Origin of the sequence: Kitasatospora sp. NPDC051164 (assembly GCF_044455625.1) — a bacterium.
Lineage (GTDB): Bacteria > Actinomycetota > Actinomycetes > Streptomycetales > Streptomycetaceae > Kitasatospora.
The window spans coordinates 1-23,625 of sequence record NZ_JBITFB010000071.1; the positions used below are offsets into that span (position 1 = coordinate 1).

Consider the following 23,625-nt stretch of genomic DNA (forward strand, 5'->3'; position numbering starts at 1 on the left):
GGTGCTGGCCTCGCTGGCCGAGGCGTGGGTGCGCGGCGTGGCCGTCGACTGGCGGGCCGCCGCCTTCGCCGGCACCACCGCCGTCCCGCCGCTCGCACTGCCGACGTACGCCTTCCAGCGTGCGCACTACTGGCTGGACGCGCCCAGCGCGGCATCCGACCAGGGGAACCCGACCGGGGTCGACCCCGTCGAGGCCGAGTTCTGGGCCGCCGTCGAGAACGAGGACCTCGGCGTCCTCGCAGGCTCGCTCGACCTGGCCGCCGACGCGCCGCTGAGCGCCGTCCTGCCCGCGCTGTCGACCTGGCGGCGGCAGCGCCGTGAGCAGTCGACCGTGGACGGCTGGCGCTACCGCATCACCTGGCAGCCCCTCACCGATCTGCCCGCACCGCTGCTCTCCGGCACCTGGGCGGTCATCGCCACGGAGGACGACCGGGACCGCGCCGACGACCTCGCCCACGGCCTCGAACGACGCGGCGCCGACGTCACCGTGGTCACCGTCGGCGAGGACGATCTCGACCGCACCGCACTGGCCGCCCGGCTGGCCGCGGAGCTCCCCGAGGGCGCCTCCCCGGCCGGCCTGCTCTCCCTGCTCGGCACGGTCGAGGACCGCTGCTCCGCGCACCCGTCGGTGCCGTTCGGCCTGGCGGGCTCCGTTCTGCTGCTCCAGGCGCTGGCCGACGCCGGGATCGAGGCGCCGGTGTGGACGGCCACTCGCGGCGCCGTCGCGGTCGACCGGGCCGAGCGCCTGACCGGTCCCGTGCAGTCCCTGGTCTGGGGCCTGGGCCGGGTCGCCGCCCTGGAGGACGCCCCCCGCTGGGGTGGCCTGGTCGACCTGCCGGAGCTGCTGGACGACCGGGCCATGGACCGGCTGGCCGGGGTGCTGGCCGGTACGGGCGGTGAGGACCAGGTCGCGATCAGGGCCTCCGGGGTGCTGGTGCGCCGCCTGGTGCACGCCCCGGCCGGCCCGGTGGCCGGGGAGGGCTGGCGGCCGTCCGGCACGGTGCTGGTCACCGGCGGCACCGGCGCCCTGGGTGCCCACGTCGCCCGCTGGCTCGCCCGCAACGGCGCCGAGCACCTGCTGCTGACCAGCCGGCGCGGCCCGGAGGCCGACGGCGCCGCCGAACTCGCCGCCGAACTCACCGGCCTCGGTGCCGCCGCCGACATCGTCTCCTGCGACGTCGCCGACCGCACCGCGCTCGAAGCCCTGCTGGCCGGGATCCCCGCCGAGCGTCCGCTGACCGCCGTGATGCACACCGCGGCCGTGCTGGACGACGGCGTGATCCAGGCGCTCACCACCGACCAACTGGAGCGGGTGCTGCGGGTCAAGGTCGACTCCGCGCTGCACCTGCACGAGCTGACCCGGGAGCTGGACCTCTCCGCGTTCGTCCTCTTCTCCTCCTTCGCCGCCACGTTCGGTGCCCCCGGCCAGGGCAACTACGCCCCCGGGAACGCCTTCCTGGACGCGCTTGCCGCCCAGCGGCGGGCCGACGGCCTGCCCGCCACCTCCGTCGCCTGGGGACCCTGGGGCGAGGGCGGCATGGCCGAGGGCGGCGTCGGCGACCGGATGCGCCGCCACGGCATCCTGGAGATGGCCCCGGACCTGGCCGTCTCCGCCCTGCAGCACGCACTGGACCGGGGCGACACCGAACTGACCGTCACCGACATCGACTGGCAGCGCTTCACCCTCGCCTTCACCTCGGGCCGGGTCCGCCCGCTGCTGTCCGCCATCCCCGAGGCCGCCCGGGTGCTGGAGGGCGTCCGCGCCGCTACCGAGGAGCAGCACTCCACCAACGGCGCACTCGCCGTCCGGCTCGCGGGTGTCGCCCCGGCCGAGCGGGAGCGCATCCTGCTCGACCTGGTGGCCTCGCACATTGCCGCCGCACTCGGCTTCCCCGGGCCGGAGGCCGTCGACACCGGCCGGGCGTTCAAGGAGCTCGGCTTCGACTCGCTGACCGCCGTCGAACTGCGCAACCGCCTCGGTGCCGCGGCCGGCCTGCGGCTGCCCGCCACCCTCGTCTACGACCACCCCACCGCCCTCGCGCTCGCCCGCCACCTCGGCGAGGAGCTCTCCGGGACGGTCGCCGACGCGACGGGACCGGCGGTGGCGAGCACCGCCGCCCACGACGAGCCGATCGCCATCGTCGGCATGAGCTGCCGCTTCCCCGGCGGCGTGGACTCACCGGAGGCGCTCTGGCAGCTGCTGGCCGCCGGAGGTGACGCCCTGTCGGGGTTCCCGACCGACCGGGGCTGGGACCTGGACACGGTGTTCGACGCAGACCCCGACGCGAAGGGCACCTCGTACATTCGCGAGGGCGGCTTCCTGCATGACGCCAGCCGCTTCGACGCCGGGTTCTTCGGGATCTCGCCGCGCGAGGCGCTGGCGATGGACCCGCAGCAGCGGCTGCTGCTGGAGACCTCCTGGGAGGCGTTCGAGCGGGCCGGCATCGACCCGCACGCACTGCGGGGCAGCCGTACCGGTGTCTTCGCAGGCACCAACGGCGGCGACTACCTGGGCCTGCTCGCCGGCGCCGCGCAGTCGGCCGAGGGCCATGTCGCGACCGGCACCGCCGCGAGCGTGGTCTCTGGCCGGGTCTCCTACCTGTTCGGCCTCGAAGGCCCGGCGATGACCGTCGATACCGCCTGCTCGGCCTCGCTGGTGGCGCTCCACCTGGCCGTCCAGTCGCTGCGTAACGGCGAGTGCGAACTCGCGCTGGCGGGCGGTGTCACGGTGATGTCCACCCCCGGCACCTTCATCGAGTTCAGCCGCCAGCAGGGCCTGGCCGCCGACGGCCGCTGCAAGCCGTTCTCGGCCGCGGCCGACGGCTTCACCCCCTCCGAGGGCGTCGGCATGGTGCTGGTCGAGCGGCTCTCCGACGCCCGGCGCAACGGGCACCCGGTGCTGGCGGTGGTCCGCGGGTCGGCGATCAACCAGGACGGTGCCTCGAACGGCCTGACGGCGCCGAACGGCCCCTCCCAGCAGCGGGTCATCCGCCAGGCCCTGGCCAACGCCGGTCTGGCCCCCGCCCAGGTCGACGCCGTGGAGGCGCACGGGACGGGGACGCGCCTGGGCGACCCGATCGAGGCACAGGCCCTGCTCGCCACCTACGGTCAGGGCCGGCCCGAGGACCGCCCGCTGCTGCTCGGCTCGGTGAAGTCCAACCTCGGCCACGCGCAGGCCGCCGCCGGCCTCGCCGGCGTGATCAAGATGGTCGAGGCGCTGCGCCGCGGCATCCTGCCGCAGAGCATCCACCTGGACGAGCCGTCGCCCCACGTGGACTGGTCGGCAGGCGCCGTCGAGCTGCTGACGGAGCAGCGGGAATGGCCGGGGACGGGGGAGCCGCGTCGTGCGGGGGTGTCCTCGTTCGGCTTCAGTGGGACGAACGCGCATGTGATCATCGAGCAGGCTCCGGCGGACGGGCCGGTGGAGGCAGACGAGGTCGTCGTCGGGTCTGCGGTGGTGGGTGGCTCGGTGGTGCCGTGGCTGGTGTCGGGCCGGAGTGAGGAGGCGCTGCGCGGGCAGGCGGCGCGGCTGCGGGCCTTCGCGGGACGGGAGCCGGATGTGCCGGGTGCCGGTCTGGCGCTGGCGAGCGGGCGCGCGGCCCTGGAGCACCGGGCCGTGGTCCTCGGAGCCGACCTCCCCGAACTCGCCTCCGGACTGGCCGACCTGACCTCCGGCGCGGCGGGCACCGGCGTGGTCCGGGGCGTGAGTGGTTCGGCGGGTCGGGTGGCGTTCGTCTTCCCGGGTCAGGGTTCGCAGTGGGCTGCGATGGCGGTGGAGCTGTTGGAGTCGTCGTCGGTGTTCGCTGGGCGGATGGCGGAGTGCGGGGCGGCGTTGGCGCCGTTCGTGGACGGCTGGTCGCTGTTGGAGGTGGTTCGGGGCGTCGAGGGTGATGCGTGGATGGATCGGGTGGATGTCGTCCAGCCGGTGTTGTGGGCGGTGATGGTGTCCCTCGCGGAGGTGTGGCGGGCGTCCGGTGTGGAGCCGGGTGTGGTGGTCGGTCATTCGCAGGGTGAGATCGCTGCCGCGGTGGTGGCGGGTGCGTTGTCGTTGGAGGACGGTGCCCGGGTGGTGGCGTTGCGCAGCAGGGCGATCGCGGGTGGTCTGGCGGGTCTGGGTGGCATGGTCTCGGTGGCGTTGCCGGTGGAGGAGGTGCGTGAGCGTCTCGGTGGCGGGGATCGGGTGTCGGTCGCGGCGGTGAACGGTCCGTCGGCGGCGGTGGTGTCCGGTGAGCCGGCCGCTCTGGAGGAGTTGTTGGCCTCGTGTGAGGCGGACGGTATCCGTGCCCGCCGTATTCCGGTGGACTACGCCTCGCATTCCGCGCAGGTGGAGTCGATCCGTGCCGAACTTCTCGACCTGCTGGCTCCGGTGAGCCCCCGCGCAGGCCTTGTGCCGGTGTTCTCGACGGTGACCGGTGAGCTGGTCGACGGCTCCGCCATGGATGCCGAGTACTGGTACACCAACCTCCGTACCACCGTCCGGTTCGCCGAGGCGGTCGACTCCCTCCTCGCCGACGGCTACGGCACGTTCGTCGAGGTCAGTGCCCACCCGGTGCTGGTGGTGGCACTCCAGGAGAGCATCGAGGCGGCCGAACGCGATGCCGCTGCGTTCGGCACGCTCCGCCGCGGCGAGGGCGGCCCGCGCCGGGTGCTGGCCTCGCTGGCCGAGGCGTGGGTGCGCGGCGTGGCCGTCGACTGGCGGGCCGCCGTCTTCAGCGGCGTCACCGCCGTCCCGCCGCTCGAACTCCCCACCTACGCCTTCCAGCACCGCCGGTTCTGGCCCGAGCCGGCCCGCCCGGAGAACGGCGCCGGAACGGTCGGCGCGGACCCTGTGGACACCGCCTTCTGGGAGGCCGTCGAGCGCCAGGACCTGGAGACGTTGGCAGGCTCGCTCGACCTGGACGCCGACGCGCCGCTGAGCGCCGTCCTGCCCGCCCTGTCGACCTGGCGGCGGCAGCGCCGTGAGCAGTCGACCGTGGACGGCTGGCGCTACCGCATCACCTGGCAGCCCCTCACCGATCTGCCCGCACCGCTGCTCTCCGGCACCTGGGCGGTCATCGCCACGGAGGACGACCGGGACCGCGCCGACGACCTCGCCCACGGCCTCGAACGACGCGGCTCGGAGGCCCGCACGCTCACCCTCCCGGCCGCCGGCCTCGACCGCGAGCCGCTGGCCGAGTGGCTGCGCAAGGAGCTCGGCGACACGGTCGGCCTGTCCGGCCTGCTCTGGCTCCCGGCCATGGACGGGCGGCCGCACGCCGAGCACCCGGGCCTGCCGCTCGGGCTCGCCGGGACGGCCGCGCTGGTGCAGGCGCTCGGCGACGCCGGGATCGAGGCGCCGGTGTGGACGGCCACCCGCGGTGCCGTCGCGGCCACCCGGGCCGAACGTCCGGCCGCGCCCGTGCAGTCCCTGATCTGGGGCTTCGGCCGGGTCGCCGCGCTGGAGCACCCGCAGCGCTGGGGTGGCCTGGTCGACCTGCCGGAGCTGCTGGACGACCGGGCCATGGACCGGCTCGCGGGCGTTCTCGCGGGTACGGGCGGTGAGGACCAGGTCGCGATCAGGGCCTCCGGTGTGCTGGTGCGCCGCCTGGTGCACGCCCCGGCCGGCCCGGTGGCCCGGGAGGGCTGGCGGCCGTCCGGCACGGTGCTGGTCACCGGAGGCACCGGCGCCCTGGGTGCCCACGTCGCCCGCTGGCTCGCCCGCAACGGCGCCGAGCACCTGCTGCTGACCAGCCGGCGCGGCCCGGAGGCCGACGGCTCCGCCGAACTCGCCGCCGAACTGACCGCGCTGGGCGCCCGGGTCACCGTCGCCGCCTGCGACGTCGCCGACCGCACCGCGCTGGCCGCCCTGCTCGGCACGATCCCCACCGAGCAGCCCCTCACTGCCGTGATGCACACCGCCGGGATCCTCGACGACGGCGTGCTGGACGCGCTGACACCCGAGCGATTCGCCACGGTGCTGCGCCCGAAGACGGAGGCCGTGCTCGCCCTGGACGAGCTGACCCGCGACCTCGACCTCTCCGCGTTCGTCCTGTTCTCCGGCCTCGCCGGCACCCTGGGCGACGCCGGGCAGGCCAACTACGCCGCCGCCAACGCCTTCCTGGACGCCTTCGCCGAGCACCGCCGCGCCCAGGGGCTGGCCGCCACCTCGGTGGCCTGGGGGCGCTGGGGCGAGAGCGGCATGGCCGCGGACGGCCTGATCGGCGACCGGCTCGACCGCGCCGGCCTGCCCGCGATGCAGCCCGAGTCGGCGATCGCCGCCCTCCAGCAGGCCCTGGATCTGGACGAGACCGTGGTCACCGTCGCCGACGTCGCCTGGGACCGTTTCGCACCCGGCTTCACCTCGGTGCGCCCGTCCGCGCTGCTGGACGGGCTGCCCGGCGTCCGCCGCCAGGCCGCCGGAGCCGGGCCCGACGCCGCGGCCGGCGCCGCCACCGACGCCGCCGAGCTGCGCCGGCGGCTGGCCGGCATGGCGGAACTGGAGCGCGAGCAAACCGTGCTGGACCTGGTGCGCGCCCACGCGGCCGCCGCGCTGGGACACACCACGGTCGACGAGGTCGGGGCCGGCCGGGCGTTCAAGGAACTCGGCCTGGACTCGCTGACCGCACTGGAACTGCGCAACCGCCTCGGCGCCGCCACCGGCCTGCGCCTGCCGGCCACGCTGGTGTTCGACTTCCCGACGCCGGCCGCCCTCGCCGCCCGCCTGCGGGCCGACCTGGTCCCGGCCGGTCCGGCGCACGGCGGGGGCGGAGGCACCCTCGCGGACCTCGACCGGCTGGAGGCCGCACTGGCCACCGTCACCGAGGACCCGGACACCCGGGCCGACATCGCCGCCCGCCTCCAGGCCCTGCTGACCCGGTGGAGCGCCGCACCGCACGAGCGGCAGCCGGACGAGCAGGTGGCCGAGCACCTCCGGGAGGCCTCCGCCGACGAGCTGTTCGCCTTCATCGACAACGAGTTGGGCATGGCCTGACTGCCGGGCGGCGCGGGCGGGCCGGCGACCACCGGCACCCCGCGCCACCGGCGGTACGGCCCGCCCCCGCACGGCAGGGCCCCGTACGGCCCGCAACCACCTGAAGCCATCAAGGACGGCCGCCACCAAGGACGGCCGTCATCAACAGGGTGAGGTTCCACAGTGTCCCAGGAAAAGCTCCTCGACTATCTGAAGCGCGTCACGGCGGATCTGCACCAGACCCGTCAGCGGCTGCGCGAGGCGGAGGCGGGCGAATCCGAGCCGATCGCCCTGGTGTCGATGAGCTGCCGGTTCGCGGGAGGGGTGAACTCGCCCGAGGACCTGTGGCAGCTGGTGGCCGAGGGCCGCGACGCGATCGGCGACTTCCCGGCCGACCGCGGGTGGGATACCGACGCGCTCTTCGACGACGACCCGGACCAGCAGGGCACCAGCTACACCCGCCAGGGCGGATTCCTCTACGAGGCGACCGAGTTCGACGCCGCGTTCTTCGGCATCAGCCCGCGCGAGACCCTCGCCATGGACCCGCAGCAGCGCCTGCTGCTGGAGTCCTCCTGGGAGGTGCTGGAGCGCGCCGGCATCGACCCGACCTCGCTCAAGGGCAGCCGCACCGGAGTCTTCGCGGGCACCAACGGCCAGGACTACGGCGACCTGCTCCACCAGGTGCCGCAGGGCGTCGAGGGCTACACCCTGACCGGCAACGCGGCGAGCGTGCTCTCCGGTCGCCTGTCCTACGCCTTCGGCCTGGAGGGGCCGGCCGTCACCGTCGACACGGCCTGCTCGTCCTCGCTGGTCGCCGTGCACCTGGCCGCGCAGGCGCTGCGCCAGCACGAGTGCTCGCTCGCGCTGGCCGGCGGCGTCACCGTGATGTCCAGCCCGCGGGCGTTCGTGCAGTTCAGCCGCCAGCGGGGCCTGGCAGCCGACGGCCGCTGCAAGTCCTTCGCCGCCGCCGCCGACGGCACCGGCTGGGGCGAGGGCGTCGGCATGCTCCTGCTGGAGCGGCTCTCCGACGCGCGGCGCAACGGCCACCCGGTGCTGGCGGTGCTCCGCGGCTCCGCCGTCAACCAGGACGGCGCATCCAACGGCCTGACCGCGCCGAACGGCCCCTCCCAGCAGCGGGTGATCCGCCAGGCCCTCGCCGATGCGGGCCTCACCCCGGCCCAGGTGGACGTGGTCGAGGCGCACGGCACCGGCACCGTCCTCGGCGACCCGATCGAGGCGCAGGCGCTGCTCGCCACGTACGGGCTGGAGCGACCGGCCGAGCAGCCGCTCTGGCTCGGCTCCATCAAGTCCAACCTCGGCCACACCCAGGCCGCCGCCGGCGTCGCCGGCATCATCAAGATGGTGCTCGCCATGCAGCACGGCCTGCTCCCGCAGACCCTGCACGTGGACGAGCCGTCCCCGCACGTCGACTGGGCGGCCGGCGGCGTGCGCCTGCTCGAGCGGTCCCGGGAGTGGCCGCGGACGGGCGAGCCGCGCCGCGCGGGCGTCTCCTCGTTCGGCGTCAGCGGCACCAACGCGCACGCCATCATCGAGCAGGCCCCGGCCCCGGCCACCACCGATACGCCCGGGACCACCGATACGCCCGGGACCACCGATACGCCCGCGTCCGCGGACACGCCGGTGCCGCCCGCCGTGCTGCCGTACCTGGTCTCCGGGCGGACGGCCGAGGCCCTGCGCGCCCAGGCCGCCCGCCTCCGGGCCCACCTGGACGCCGTGCCCGCACCCGCGCCCGCCGACCTCGCACACTCGCTCGCCACCGGCCGTGCCGCGCTCGACCACCGGGCCGCCGTGCTCGCCGCCGACCGCACCGAACTGCTGGCGGGCCTGGACGCGCTGGCCGCCGGCGTGTCCGCACCCCAGCTGGTGCAGGGCGTCGCGGCCGCCGAGGGCCGGACCGCCTTCCTGTTCACCGGCCAGGGCAGTCAGCGGGCCGGCATGGGCGAGGAGCTGTACGCGGCGTACCCGGCGTACCGGGAGGCGTTCGACGCGGTCTGTGCCGAACTCGACCCGCTGCTGGACCGTCCGCTGCGCGAGGCGATCGCCGACCCGGCCCTGATCGACGAGACGGCGTACGCCCAGCCCGCGCTGTTCGCGCTCGAGGTGGCGCTGTTCCGCCTGCTGGAGAGTTGGGGCCTCGGCGTCGACCTGCTCGCCGGTCACTCGATCGGCGAGCTGGCCGCCGCGCACGTCGCCGGTGTGTTCTCGCTCGCCGACGCGGCGCGGCTGGTCGCGGCGCGGGGCCGGCTGATGCAGGCGCTGCCGCGCGGCGGCGCGATGGTCGCCGTGGAGGCGGCGGAGGACGAGGTGCTGCCGCTGCTGACCGACGGTGTCGGCATCGCGGCGGTCAACGGCCCGACGTCCGTGGTGATCTCGGGTGCCGAGACCGCCGTGGTCGAGATCGCCGAGAAGCTCGCCGCCGACGGACGCCGCACCAAGCGACTGACGGTCAGCCACGCCTTCCACTCTCCGCTGATGGACGGCATGCTCGACGAGTTCCGGGCCGTTGCGGAGCAGGTGGCGTACGAGGCGCCGCGGATACCGATCGTCTCCACCGTCACCGGCGGCACGCTCTCCGCCGAGGAGATCCGCGACCCCGAGTACTGGGTGCGGCACGTCCGCGAGGCCGTCCGCTTCCACGACGCCGTGCGCCGGCTCCGGGCCGGCGGCGTCACCACGTTCCTGGAGGTCGGCCCCGACGGCGTGCTCACCGCCCTCGCCGAGCAGATCCTCGACGCGGACGGCACGCCCGCCGCGCTGATCGCCGCCCTGCGCGCCGGTCGCCCCGAGGCGGCGAACGTGCTGGCCGCCGCCGCCCGCGCCCACGTCCACGGCGCAACGCCGGACTGGCACGCCGTCGGCCGGCCCTGGGGCGGCCACCGGATCGACCTGCCCACGTACGCCTTCCAGCGCCGCCGCCACTGGCCCGAGCCGCCGGCCGGCTGGCCGGTCGACGTCACCTCCGCGGGCCTCGGCGCCGCCGACCACCCGCTGCTCGGCGCCGCCGTCGCCCTCGCCGACGCCGACGGCGTGCTCTTCACCGGCCTGCTCTCCCGGCAGACCCACCCCTGGCTTGCCGACCACACCGTGATGGGCACCGTGCTGCTCCCCGGCACCGCCTTCGTCGAACTCGCCGTCCGCGCCGGCGACCACGTCGGCGCCCCGCACCTCGCCGAACTCACCCTCCAGGCCCCGCTGGTGCTCCCTGAGCACGGCGCCGTGCAGATCCAGCTCGCCGTCGGCGAGGCGGACAGCGCCGGCACCCGCCCGTTCACCCTGCACTCCCGGCCCGAGCCCGACGCCGCCGCCACCGGCGCCGCGCCCACGGCCGAGTACGCCTGGACCCGGCACGCCGCCGGTCTGCTCGCCCCACCCGCCGACGACCGCCGCGCCGAACCGCTCGGCGTGGACACCTGGCCGCCCGCCGGCGCCGTCCCGGTCCCCGTCGACGGCCTGTACGACTACCTCGCCGACGCCGGCTTCGACTACGGCCCGGCCTTCCAGGGCCTCACCGCCGCCTGGCAGCTCGGCGACGAGATCCACGCCGACGTCCGCCTGCCCGAGCCGCACCGAGCCGACGCCCGCCACTTCGGCCTCCACCCCGCCCTGCTCGACGCCGCCCTGCACGGCGTCGGCATGGGCAGTCTGTTGGCGCCCAGCGAGTCCGGCCGCCTGCCGTTCGCCTGGCGCGGCGTCACCCTGCACGCCTCCGGCGCCGACCGCCTGCGCGTCCGCCTCGCCCCGGCCGGCGAGGACGCCGTCGCGGTCACCGTCGCCGACACCACCGGCGCGCCCGTCGCCGCCGTCGAGTCGCTGCTCCTGCGCCCCGTCACCGCCGCCCAGGTGCACGCTGCCCGGGCCGTCCACCACGAGTCGCTGTTCACCGTCGCCTGGCAGCCCGGCACCCCCGGCGAACCCGCCGCCACCGGCTGGGCCCTGCTCGACACCGGACGGGCGGCCCTGGCCGCCGCTCCCGCCCTGCCGGTCCACCCCGGGCCGGCCGAGCTCGCCGCCGCAGTCCGCGCCGGCGCCGAGGCGCCGCACACGGTCGTCGCCCTGCTCGCCGGCCCCGCCGCCGGCGAGCCGGGCGCCGAGGACACACCTGGCGCCGCGCACGCCGTCGCCACCCGAGCGCTCACCCTGGTGCAGCAGTGGCTCGCCGAGGACGCCCTCGCCGAGGCCCGCCTCGTCCTCGCCACCCGCGGCGCCGTCGCCGTCCACCCCGGCGAGGACGTCACCGACCTCGCCGCCGCCACCGTCTGGGGCCTGGTGCGCTCCGCCCAGTCCGAACACCCCGGGCGCCTCGTCCTCGCCGACCTGGACGACGACCCGGCCGGCCCGGACCGTCTGCTCGCCGCCCTCGCCGCCGACGAACCGCAGCTCGCCCTCCGGGCCGGCGCCCTCCACGTCCCCCGCCTCACCCGGACCGCGGGCGACCCCGCCGCCGGGCAGGGCGCCCCGACCGGCCTCGGCGCCCTCGACCCCGACGGGACCGTCCTGGTCACCGGCGCCACCGGCACCCTGGGCACCCTCGTCGCCCGCCACCTGGTCACCGAGCACGGCGCCCGGCACCTGCTGCTGCTCTCCCGGCGCGGCATCGAGGCACCCGGCGCCGCCGAACTCGCCGCCGAACTCGCCGAGGCGGGCGCCGCCGTGACCCTCACCGCCTGCGACACCGCCGACCGCGACGCCCTCGCCCGGGTGCTCGCCGACATCCCCGCCGCACACCCGCTCACCGCCGTGGTGCACACCGCGGGCGTCCTCGACGACGGCATCGTCGACGCGCTCACCCCCGAGCGCCTCGCCACCGTGCTGCGGCCCAAGGCCGACGCCGCCTGGCACCTGCACGAGCTGACGGCCGGACACGACCTCGCCGCCTTCGTGCTCTTCTCGGCCGCCGCCGCCACCCTCGGCGGCCCCGGCCAGGCCAACTACGCCGCCGCCAACGCCTTCCTCGACGCGCTCGCCCACCACCGGCAGGCCCGCGGCCTGCCCGCCACCTCGCTCGCCTGGGGCCTGTGGGCCGAACGCAGCGCAATGACCGGCACCCTGGACAGCGCCGACCTGCAGCGCATCAGCCGCGCCGGCGTCGCCGCACTGTCCTCCGCCGAGGGCCTGGCCCTGCTGGACACCGCCACCGCTCTCGGCGGCGCCGGCTACGTGCCGATGCGCCTCGACACCGCCGGACTCCGCGGCCAGGCCGCCTCCCCGGCGCTGCCGGCCCTGCTGCGCGGCCTGGTCCGCGCCCCCGCCCGCCCGGCCGCGCGGACCGCCGCCGGCACCGGCGCGGCCGACCCGGGCCACCGGTTCGCCGCGCTGCCCGCCGACGAACGGGCCAGGGCCCTGCTCGGCCTGCTCACCGGCGAGGTCGCCGCGGTCCTCGGCCACACCGGCGCCGACGCCGTCGACCCCGCCCGCGCCTTCAAGGAACTCGGCTTCGACTCGCTCACCGCGGTCGAACTGCGCAACCGCCTGACCGCCGCCACCGGCCTGCGGCTGCCCGCCACCCTCGTCTTCGACTACCCGACCCCGCAGGCCCTCGCCGACCACCTCGACACCCGGCTCGCCGGCTCGGCCGGCCCCGCCGCCGCAGCACCGGCCGCCGCGGCCGTCGTCGACGACGACCCGATCGCCATCGTCGGCCTGGCCTGCCGCTACCCCGGCGGGGTCAGCACGCCCGAGGAGCTGTGGCAGCTGGTCGCCGAAGGCGGCGACGGCGTCTCCGCCTTCCCGGCCGACCGCGGCTGGCCGCTCGAGGCCCTCTACGACCCGGACCCCGAGCGCCCCGGCACCTCCTACGCCCGCGAGGGCGGCTTCCTGCACGAAGCCGCCGACTTCGACCCGGCGTTCTTCGGCATCAACCCGCGCGAGGCGCTCGCCATGGACCCGCAGCAGCGGCTGCTGCTGGAGACCTCCTGGGAGGCGATCGAACGGGCCGGGATCGACCCGGCCTCGCTCAAGGGCAGCCGCACCGGCGTGTTCGCCGGCGTGATGTACCACGACTACGTCTCCCGGCTGCCCGCCATCCCGGAGGGCGTCGAGGGCTACCTCGGCACCGGCAGCTCGGGCAGCGTCGCCTCCGGCCGCGTCTCCTACACCTTCGGGCTGGAGGGCCCGGCCGTCACCGTCGACACCGCGTGCTCCTCCTCCCTGGTCGCCCTCCACCTGGCCGCGCAGGCGCTGCGCAGCGGCGAGTGCTCGCTCGCGCTGGCCGGCGGCGTCACCGTGATGGCCACCCCCGACACCTTCGTCGACTTCAGCCGCCAGCGGGGGCTCGCCGCCGACGGCCGCTGCAAGTCCTTCTCCGCCGCCGCCGACGGCACCAGCTGGGCCGAGGGCGCCGGCATGCTCCTGGTCGAACGGCTCTCCGACGCGCGCCGCAACGGGCACCCCGTACTGGCCGTCGTCCGCGGCACCGCCGTCAACCAGGACGGTGCCTCCAACGGCCTCACTGCGCCGAACGGGCCCTCCCAGCAGCGTGTCATCCAGCAGGCCCTCGCCAACGCCGGACTCGCGCCGACCCAGGTCGACGCGGTCGAGGCGCACGGCACCGGCACCGTCCTCGGCGACCCGATCGAGGCGCAGGCGCTGCTCGCCACGTACGGGCAGGGCCGTTCCGCCGACCGGCCGCTCTGGCTCGGCTCCATCAAGTCCAACCTCGGCCACACCCAGGCCGCCGCCGGCGTCGCCGGCATCATCAAGATGGTCATGGCGATGCGCCATGGCGTGCTGCCGCGGACCCTGCACGTCGACGAGCCCTCGCCGCACGTCGACTGGACCGCCGGGGCGGTCGAACTGCTCACCGAGGCCCGCCCGTGGCCCGAGACCGGCGCGCCGCGCCGGGCCGGCGTCTCGTCCTTCGGCGTCAGCGGTACCAATGCGCACGCCATCATCGAGCAGACCCCCGAGGAGACCGGCGCCGAACCGCCTGCCGAGCTGGCCGAGGGCGCCCCGAGCGGCGGCGCCACGGTGCCGTGGGTGCTCTCCGCCAGGACCGCGGAGGCCCTGGTCGAGCAGGCCGACCGCCTGCACCGGAGGCTGGCGGAGGACCCGGCCTGGCAGCCCGCCGACGTCGCGCACTCCCTCGCCACCACCCGCACCGGCCTCGACCGGCGGGCCGCCGTCATCGGCAGCAGCCGCACCGAACTGCTGGCCGGCCTGGCGGCCCTCGCCCGCGGCGGCACCGCCCAGGCCGAGGGCACGGTGGCCGGAGGCCGGACGGCGTTCCTGTTCGCGGGGCAGGGGAGTCAGCGGGTCGGGATGGGCGGGGAGCTGTATGCCTCCTACCCGGTGTTCGCGGCGGCCTTCGATGCGGTGTGCGCTGAACTGGATCCGCTGTTGGACCGTCCGCTGCGCGGGGCGGTCGCGGATGGGGAGTTGATCGACGAGACGGGGTTCACCCAGCCGGCGTTGTTCGCGTTGGAGGTGGCGCTGTTCCGGTTGGTCGAATCCTGGGGTGTGCGGCCGGACTTCCTTGCCGGTCACTCGATCGGTGAGTTGGCCGCGGCGCATGTGGCGGGTGTGTTCTCGCTGGCGGACGCGTGCCGGCTGGTGGCGGCCCGCGGCCGGTTGATGCAGGCGCTGCCGCGCGGCGGCGCGATGGTGGCGGTGGAGGCGTCCGAGGCCGAGGTGCTGCCGCTGCTCACCGAGGGTGTGGGCATTGCGGCGGTCAATGGGCCGGCCTCGGTGGTGGTTTCGGGTGTCGAGGGCGCGGTTTTGGCTGTGGTGGCCGGTCTGGAAGGGCGGAGGTCGAAGCGGCTGGCGGTCAGTCATGCGTTCCATTCGCCGTTGATGGACGGCATGCTGGCGCAGTTCCGTGCGGTGGCTGGCGAGGTGGTTTTCGCGGAGCCGCGGATCCCGGTCGTGTCGACGCTGACCGGTTCGCTTGTGTCGGCCGAGTTGACCGACCCCGAGTACTGGGTGCGGCACGTTCGCGAGGCCGTCCGCTTCGCTGACGCGGTGCACGTGCTGGCGGGCGAAGGCGTCCGGACGTTCCTGGAGCTGGGCCCGGACGGCACCCTGACCGCCATGGCAGGGCACTGCCTCGCGGAGGACACCGACGCCGTCCTCACCCCCGCCCTGCGCCGCGACCGCCCCGAGCCGGAGAGCATCACCACCGCGCTCGGCCAGTTCCACGTGCTCGGTGCGAAGTTGGACTGGCAGGCGGTGTTCGCGGGCACGGGTGCCCGCCGGGTGGACCTGCCCACCTACGCCTTCCAGCGCGAGGCGTACTGGATCGACCGGACGGCACCCGTGGTCGGGGACGCGCGGGCGATCGGTCTGGGGTCCGCCGACCACCCGCTGCTGGGCGCGGCCGTTGCGCTCGCCGACAGCGACGGCTTCTTCTTCTCCGGCCGTCTCTCCGTGCAGACCCATCCCTGGCTGGCAGAGCATGCCGTCGGCGGCAGCATCCTGCTGCCCGGCACGGCCTTCGTCGAGCTCGCGATCCGGGCCGGCGACCACGTCGGCTGTGACCGCCTGGACGAGCTGACCCTTGAAGCCCCGTTGGTGCTCCCCGAGCGGGGCGGCGTGCAGGTCCAGCTCTGGATCGGGCAGGCGGACGGCGCGGGTGCGCGACCGCTGTCCGTGTACTCGCGGCCCGAGGACGCGGACGACGACGCGGTGTGGACGCGCCACGCCGACGGACTGCTGTCGAGCGGCGCGCGCCCGGCCGCGGACGTTGCCTTCGCCGCAGCCTCCTGGCCGCCCGCAGACTCCGCGCCGGTGGACCTCACCGGCTTCTACGACGCCCTCGCCGCCTCCGACTTCGGCTATGGCCCGGTCTTCCGCGGGCTCGTCGCAGCCTGGGTGCGCGGCGAGGAGGTCTTCGCCGAGGTGGCGCTGCCCGAGGAGGCAGTCGCTGCGGCCGGTGCGTTCGGTCTGCACCCGGCCCTGCTCGACGCCGCGCTCCACGCGACCGCCCTCGCTACCACGGCGGACGCCGAGCAGGGCCGGGGCCGGCTGCCGTTCTCGTGGAACGGCGTGTCCCTGCACGCGGTCGGCGCCGCCACCCTCCGGGTCCGGATCGCCCCCGCCGGGCCCGAGTCGGTGACGCTGACGGCCGTCGACACCACGGGGGCGCCGGTTGCCTCCGTGGCGTCGCTTATGCTTCGGCCGGTCTCCGCCGGCCAGCTGCACGGCGACGGCGCCCACCGTGCCGCCCAGCACGACGCACTCTTCTCCGTCGACTGGACCGAGGTCCACCTGCCCGCACGGGCGGCTGACGAGGCCGAGCTCTACACCGTGGTGGGTGCGGACGGCCTCGGCCTCGCCGCCGCACTGCTCGCCGCCGGCCGCGCCGTCGACACCCCCCAGAGCCTCACCGCCCTCGTGGCGCGCCTCGAAGCCGACCGCGCGACACCGGCACCGGCCACCGTCCTCCTGCCGCTCGGCACCGTCGGCGGGCAGCTGTCCGCCGAGGCGGTGCGGACGGCGGTGCGGGAGGTGTTGGCGTTGGTGCAGGAGTGGTTGGCGGCGGATGTGTTCGCGGATTCGCGTCTGGTGGTGGTGACGCGGGGTGCAACGGATGCCACTGACCTGTCGTCCGCCGCGGTGCTGGGTCTGTTGCGTTCGGCGCAGTCGGAGAATCCGGGCCGGATCGTTCTGATCGACGTGGACGGCGATGCCGAAGTGGGGCTGCTGCAGCGGGTGTTGGCGTGCGGTGAGCCGCAGGTGGCGTTGCGTGGCGGGGTGGCGTTTGTGCCGCGTCTGGCGCGTGCTGTGGCGAGTGGTGCGGCGGGTGGTGCTTCGGGGCTGGTGTTGGATCCCGAGGGCACGGTGTTGGTGACGGGTGCGACGGGGACCTTGGGGGCGTTGTTCAGCCGTCATCTGGTGACGGAGTACGGGGCTCGTCGTCTGTTGTTGGTGTCGCGTCGTGGCGAAGAGGCTCCGGGTGCGGTGGAGTTGGCGGCGGAGCTGGCCGGTCTGGGTGCGGAGGTGTCGTTCGCGGCGTGTGATGTGGCGGATCGTGCCGCGCTGGCGGTGGTGCTGGCGGGTGTGGAGCTGACTGCGGTCGTCCACACGGCGGGTGTGCTGGATGACGGGATCGTGTCGTCCCTGACGCCTGAGCGGTTGGATGCCGTGTTGCGTCCGAAGGTGGATGCGGCGTGGAACCTTCACGAGTTGACGAAGGACCGTCCGCTTGCCGCGTTCGTGCTGTTCTCCTCCGCGGCCGGGGTGTTCGGTGCGGCGGGTCAGGCGAACTACGCGGCCGCGAACGCCTTCCTGGATGCCCTTGCCGAGCACCGCCGTGCTGCCGGGCTCCCGGCGACCGCTCTCGCCTGGGGCCTCTGGGCGGGCGGCATGGCCGCCGGGCTGGACGACGCGGACGTGCAGCGGATGGCCCGCGGCGGCGTGGCCCCGCTGACCGCTGACCTCGGCCTCGCACTGTTCGACGCCGCGCTGGCCCAGGACGCGGCTGCGCTGGTGCCGATCCGGCTCGACCAGGCGGGCCTGCGGGTCCAGGCCCGGGTCGGGCGACTGCCCGCCGTCCTGCGCGGGCTGGTCCGCACACCCAGCCGCCGCGCCGCCGAGGGTGCTGCGGCCTCCGCCGCCGGTGCGTCGCTGGTCGAGCGGCTGCTGACGCTCACCGAGGACGAGCAGCAGCGAGAACTGCTGGACCTCGTCCGGACCCAGGTCGCCCACGTGCTCGGCCACAGCGGCCCGCACGCCGTCGACCCGGCGAAGGCGTTCCGCGAGACCGGATTCGACTCGCTGACCTCTGTGGAGCTGCGCAACCGGCTCAACGCGGCCACCGGCGTCCGGCTGCCCGCCACCGTCGTCTTCGACTACCCGACCCCGAACGCCGTGGCCGGCTACCTGCTGACCGAGGCGCTCGGCCTGCGCGACGCCGTCGTGGAGAGTGCGCCCGTGCGGGCCACCGCCCTCGCCGACGACCCGATCGCGATCGTCGGCATGGCCTGCCGCTACCCCGGCGGCGTCCGTTCCCCCGAGGACCTGTGGCGGATGGTCGCGGGCGGCACGGACGGCATCTCCGCCTTCCCCACCGACCGGGGCTGGGACGTTGAGAACCTGTACCACCCCGACCCGGACCACCCCGGTACCTCGTACACGCGCGAGGGCGGTTTCCTCCACAACGCGAGCGAGTTCGACCCGGCGTTCTTCGGCATCTCGCCGCGCGAGGCGCTCGCGATGGACCCGCAGCAGCGGCTGCTGCTGGAGGCGTCCTGGGAGGCGTTCGAACGGGCCGGCATCGACCCTGAGACGGTCCGCGGCAGTCGCACCGGCGTCTTCGCCGGCGTCATGTACCACGACTACATCTCCCGCCTTCCCGCCATCCCGCCGGGCGTCGAGGGCTACCTCGGCACCGGCAGTTCCGGCAGCATCGCGTCCGGCCGGGTCGCCTACGTGCTCGGACTGGAGGGCCCGGCCGTCACCGTCGACACCGCGTGCTCTTCCTCCCTGGTGGCCCTGCACTGGGCGATCCAGGCGCTGCGCACCGGCGAGTGCACGCTCGCCCTGGCCGGCGGCGTGACCGTGATGTCCACCCCCGACACCTTCGTCGACTTCAGCCGCCAGCGCGGGCTCGCGCGGGACGGCCGCTGCAAGTCCTTCTCGGACGATGCGGACGGCACCGGCTGGGCCGAGGGAGTCGGCATGCTGCTCGTCGAGCGGCTTTCCGACGCCCGCCGCAACGGGCACCCGGTGCTCGGCATCGTGCGCGGCTCGGCGATCAACCAGGACGGCGCCTCGAACGGCCTGACCGCCCCCAACGGCCCCTCCCAGCAGCGCGTCATCCGCCAGGCCCTCGCCTCGGCCGGACTGTCGGCCGCCGAGGTCGACGCCGTCGAGGCGCACGGCACCGGCACCTCGCTCGGCGACCCGATCGAGGCCCAGGCCCTGCTCGCCACGTACGGCCAGGCGCACAGCGACGACGAGCCGCTCTGGCTCGGCTCGGTGAAGTCCAACCTCGGCCACACCCAGGCCGCCGCCGGTGTCGCCGGCATCATCAAGATGGTCCTCGCGATGCGGCACGGCATGCTGCCGCAGACCCTGCACGTCGGTCGGCCGTCGACGCACGTCGACTGGACGGAGGGCGCCGTCGAACTGCTCACCGAGGCCCGGCCGTGGCCCGAGACCGGGCGGCCGCGTCGCGCCGGCATCTCCTCGTTCGGCGTCAGCGGTACCAACGCACACACCATCATCGAGCAGCCCCCAGCGGCGCCCACACCCACCGACGACCGCCCCACGTCCGGGCCGCGTCCGCTGGTGCTGTCGGCCAGGAGCCCCGAGGCACTGCGCGCCCAGGCGGCCCGGCTCGCCGAGCACCTGAAGGAACTGCCGGCCTGGTCGCCCGTCGACCTCGCCCACTCGCTCGCCACCACCAGGACCGCCTTCGACCACCGGGCGGCTCTGGTCGCCACCGAACCCGACCGGATCATCGAGCAGCTGGCCTCCTTCACGGGCCTGGTCGAAGGAACGACGGGGACGGGTGGTCGTGCGGCGTTCCTGTTCGCGGGGCAGGGCAGTCAGCGGGTCGGGATGGGCTTCGAGTTGTATGCCTCTTACCCGGTGTTCGCGGCGGCGTTCGACGCGGTGTGTGCGGAGTTGGATCCGCTGTTGGACCGTCCGCTGCGTGAGGCGGTCGCGGATGGGGAGTTGATCGACGAGACGGGGTTCACCCAGCCGGCGTTGTTCGCGTTGGAGGTGGCGCTGTTCCGGTTGGTCGAATCCTGGGGTGTGCGGCCGGACTTCCTTGCCGGTCACTCGATCGGTGAGTTGGCCGCGGCGCATGTGGCGGGTGTGTTCTCGCTGGCGGACGCGTGCCGGCTGGTGGCGGCGCGCGGTCGGCTGATGCAGGCGCTGCCGCGCGGCGGCGCGATGGTGGCGGTGCGGGCCTCCGAGGCCGAGGTGCTGCCGCTGCTCACCGACGGCGTCGGCCTCGCCGCGGTCAACGGGCTCACGTCCGTGGTGCTGTCGGGCGCCGAGGATGCCGTCCGGGCCGTCATGGAGCAGCTGACGGGTCGCAAGTCCACGCGCCTGACGGTCAGCCACGCCTTCCACTCGCCGCTGATGGACGGCATGTTGGCGGAGTTCCGCGCGGTGGCCGCTGAGGTGGCGTTCGCGGAGCCGCGGATCCCGGTCGTGTCGACGCTGAGCGGTTCGCTTGTGTCGGCCGAGTTGACCGACCCCGAGTACTGGGTGCGGCACGTTCGCGAGGCCGTCCGCTTCGCTGACGCGGTGCACGTGCTGGAGGGCGAAGGCGTCCGGACGTTCCTGGAGCTGGGCCCGGACGGCACCCTGACCGCCATGGCAGGGCACTGCCTCGCCGAGGACACCGACGCCGTCCTCACCCCCGCCCTGCGCCGCGACCGTCCCGAGCCGGAGAGCTTCCAGACGGCGATGGCCCAGTTGCACGTGCGCGGCACGGCAATGGACTGGGAGGCGGTCTTCGCGGGCACGGATGCCCGCCGGGTCGACCTGCCCACCTACGCCTTCCAGTACGAGCGCTACTGGCTGGAGGCCCCGCCGCTCCTGGTGGGCGATGCGGCCGCGGCCCAGCTCGGGCTGGATCTGGCGGAACATCCGCTGCTGGGCGCCTTCGTGGGGCTGGCGGACGGCGAGGGTGTCCTGTTCACCGGGCGGCTCGCGCTGGACGCGCAGCCATGGCTGGCCGACCACGCCGTCGCGGAGACCGTGCTGCTGCCGGGGACGGCGTTCGTCGAGCTGGCGGTGCACGCGGGAGACCAGGTCGGATGCGGGCGGGTCGAGGAACTGACCCTGGAGGCGCCGCTGGTGCTCCCGGTGCGCGGCGGTGTGCAGGTGCAGGTGTCGGTGGGGGCGCCGGATGCGGCGGGCCGCCGGTCGGTGGCCGTGTACTCGCGGGTCGAGGATGCGCCGCTGGACGAGCCGTGGCTGCGCCATGCCGCGGGCTCCCTGTCCCCGGCCGCCGCGGTTCCCGGACTCGACCTGGCCGAGTGGCCGCCGGCCGGTGCCGAGCCGCTCGCGGTGGACGGGGTATACGAGGCCTTCGCCACGGCCGGGTTCGCGTACGGGCCGGTGTTCCAGGGTCTGCGGGCGGCGTGGCGGCGGGACGGCGAGGTCTTCGCCGAGGTGGCCTTGCCGGAGGACCTCCGGCCGGAGGCCGCGGCGTACGGGCTGCACCCGGCGCTTCTGGATGCCGCACTCCACGCGGTGGGTGTCGGCGGGCTGCTGGCCGAGACCGGCCAGGGACGCCTGCCGTTCAGCTGGTCGGACGTGTCGCTGCTGGCCGGTGGTGCGGACGAACTGCGGGTGCGGATCGGCACGGCCGGTGCCGACGCGGTCTCGCTGGCGGTGGCGGACGCCACCGGCCGGGCGGTGGCTATGGTCGGTTCGCTGGCCCTGCGGGCGTTCACCCCGGATCAGGTCGGGGTCACGGGCGGCCATGAGGCGCTGTTCCGCCGGGACTGGGTACCGGTGCCGTTGCCCGTCGACGTTCAGGCGGGGGCGATCGGAGCGCTCGGCGACGACGGCCTGGGCCTTCCGGGCGCGGTGTGCTTCCCCGATCTGGCTGCCGCGGCGGCTGCCGCCGCCGTGCCGGGCACACTGGTGTATCCCGTTCGCGCCATCCGTGGCGACGACCCGGTCGCCGCCACGCACACGGCGCTGCGGGAGGTGTTGGCGCTGGTGCAGGGGTGGTTGGCGGCGGATGCGTTCGCGGATTCGCGTCTGGTGGTGGTGACGCGGGGTGCAACGGATGCCACTGACCTGTCGTCCGCCGCGGTGCTGGGTCTGTTGCGTTCGGCGCAGTCGGAGAATCCGGGCCGGATCGTTCTGATCGACGTGGACGGCGATGCCGAAGTGGGGCTGCTGCAGCGGGTGTTGGCGTGCGGTGAGCCGCAGGTGGCGTTGCGTGGCGGGGTGGTGCTTGCGCCGCGTCTGGCGCGTGCGGCGGCGGGTGGTGCTTCGGGGCCGGTGTTGGATCCCGAGGGCACGGTGTTGGTGACGGGTGCGACGGGGACCTTGGGGGCGTTGTTCAGCCGTCATCTGGTGGTGGAGTACGGGGCTCGTCGTCTGTTGTTGGTGTCGCGTCGTGGCGAAGAGGCTCCGGGTGCGGTGGAGTTGGCGGCGGAGCTGGCCGGTCTGGGTGCGGAGGTGTCGTTCGCGGCGTGTGATGTGGCGGATCGTGCCGCGCTGGCGGCGGTGCTGGCGGGTGTGGAGTTGACCGCGGTCGTCCACACGGCGGGTGTGCTGGATGACGGGATCGTGCCGTCTCTGACGCCTGAGCGGTTGGATGCCGTGTTGCGTCCGAAGGTGGATGCGGCGTGGAACCTTCACGAGCTGACGAAGGACCGTCCGCTTGCCGCGTTCGTGCTGTTCTCCTCCGCGGCCGGGGTGTTCGGTGCGGCGGGTCAGGCGAACTACGCCGCCGCGAACGCCTTCCTGGATGCCCTTGCCGAGCACCGCCACGCCGCGGGTCTCCCGGGGCAGTCCCTGGCGTGGGGTCTGTGGGCGGAGGACGGCGGCGGTATGGCCGGCGAGCTGGGCGACGCGGACGTGCAGCGGATGGCCCGCGGTGGTGTCGTCGCCCTGAGCGCCGAGGACGGCCTGCTGCTGTTCGGCGCTGCCGTGGCCGGTACCGAACCCGTGCTGGTCCCCATCCGCCTCGACCTGGCGGGCCTGCGGGCCCAGGCCGACATCGGGATGCTGCCGCCGATGCTGCGCGGCCTGGTCCGGACGCCGGTGCGCCGCGCCACCGCCAACGGTGGAGGTACCTCTGCCGCCGGTGGCTCGGCGCTCGCCGACCGGCTGGCGGCGCTGGGCGCGGCCCAGCGGGAGGCCCTGCTGCTCGACCTGGTGCGCGGCGAGGTCGCCGCCGTCCTGGGCTACCCGGACGCCTCCGGGGTCGATGCGGGCCGCGCGTTCAAGGAACTCGGCTTCGACTCGCTGACCGCGGTCGAGCTGCGGAACCGGCTCAACGGCGCCACCGGGCTGCGCCTGCCGGCCACGCTCGTGTTCGACTACCCGAGCCCCGCCGTGCTCGCCGAGCAGCTCAGGACCGAACTGCTCGGCGCCGATCCGGAGGCCGTCGTCGCCCCTGCGGTCAGCACGGCCCCGGACGACGAGCCGATCGCGATCGTCGGCATGGCCTGTCGCTACCCGGGCCGGATCGAATCGCCCGAGGACCTGTGGCGGCTGGTCGCCGACGGGCGGGACGCGGTGTCGTTCTTCCCCGAGGACCGCGGCTGGGACAGCGCCAACCTGTACCACCCGGACCCGGACCACCTCGGCACCTCGTACGCACGTGAGGGCGGCTTCCTGCACGAGGCCGGCCTCTTCGACCCCGGCTTCTTCGGCATCTCGCCGCGTGAGGCGATGTCGATGGACCCGCAGCAGCGGCTGCTGCTGGAGACGTCCTGGGAGGCGTTCGAGCGGGCCGGGATCGACCCGCGAACGGTTCGCGGCAGTCGTACCGGTGTCTTCGTCGGCGTGATGTACAACGACTACGGCATGCTGCTCCAGCAGTCCGCCGAGGGCGCGGAAGGCCATGTGGGGACCGGTACCTCAGGCAGCGTCGCCTCCGGACGGGTGTCGTACACGCTGGGCCTGGAGGGGCCGGCCGTCACGATCGACACGGCGTGTTCCTCCTCGCTCGTCGCGCTGCACCTGGCCTGCCAGTCGCTGCGGCAGGGTGAGTCGACGCTGGCGCTGGCGGG

1 protein-coding gene and 1 pseudogene are annotated in these 23,625 nt (G+C 75.0%); both read left to right on the forward strand.

The genetic code is table 11. From position 1 onward, the window contains the following. Positions 1–37: 37 nt before the first annotated feature. Positions 38–6,970, forward strand: a pseudogene (locus ACIBEC_RS46330) (type I polyketide synthase); the annotation flags it as partial. A 162-nt stretch (positions 6,971–7,132) separates the two neighbouring features. Beyond that, positions 7,133–23,625 (forward strand): SDR family NAD(P)-dependent oxidoreductase (locus ACIBEC_RS46335; RefSeq protein ID WP_396290752.1); only part of this gene is annotated, 16,493 nt, incomplete at its 3' end.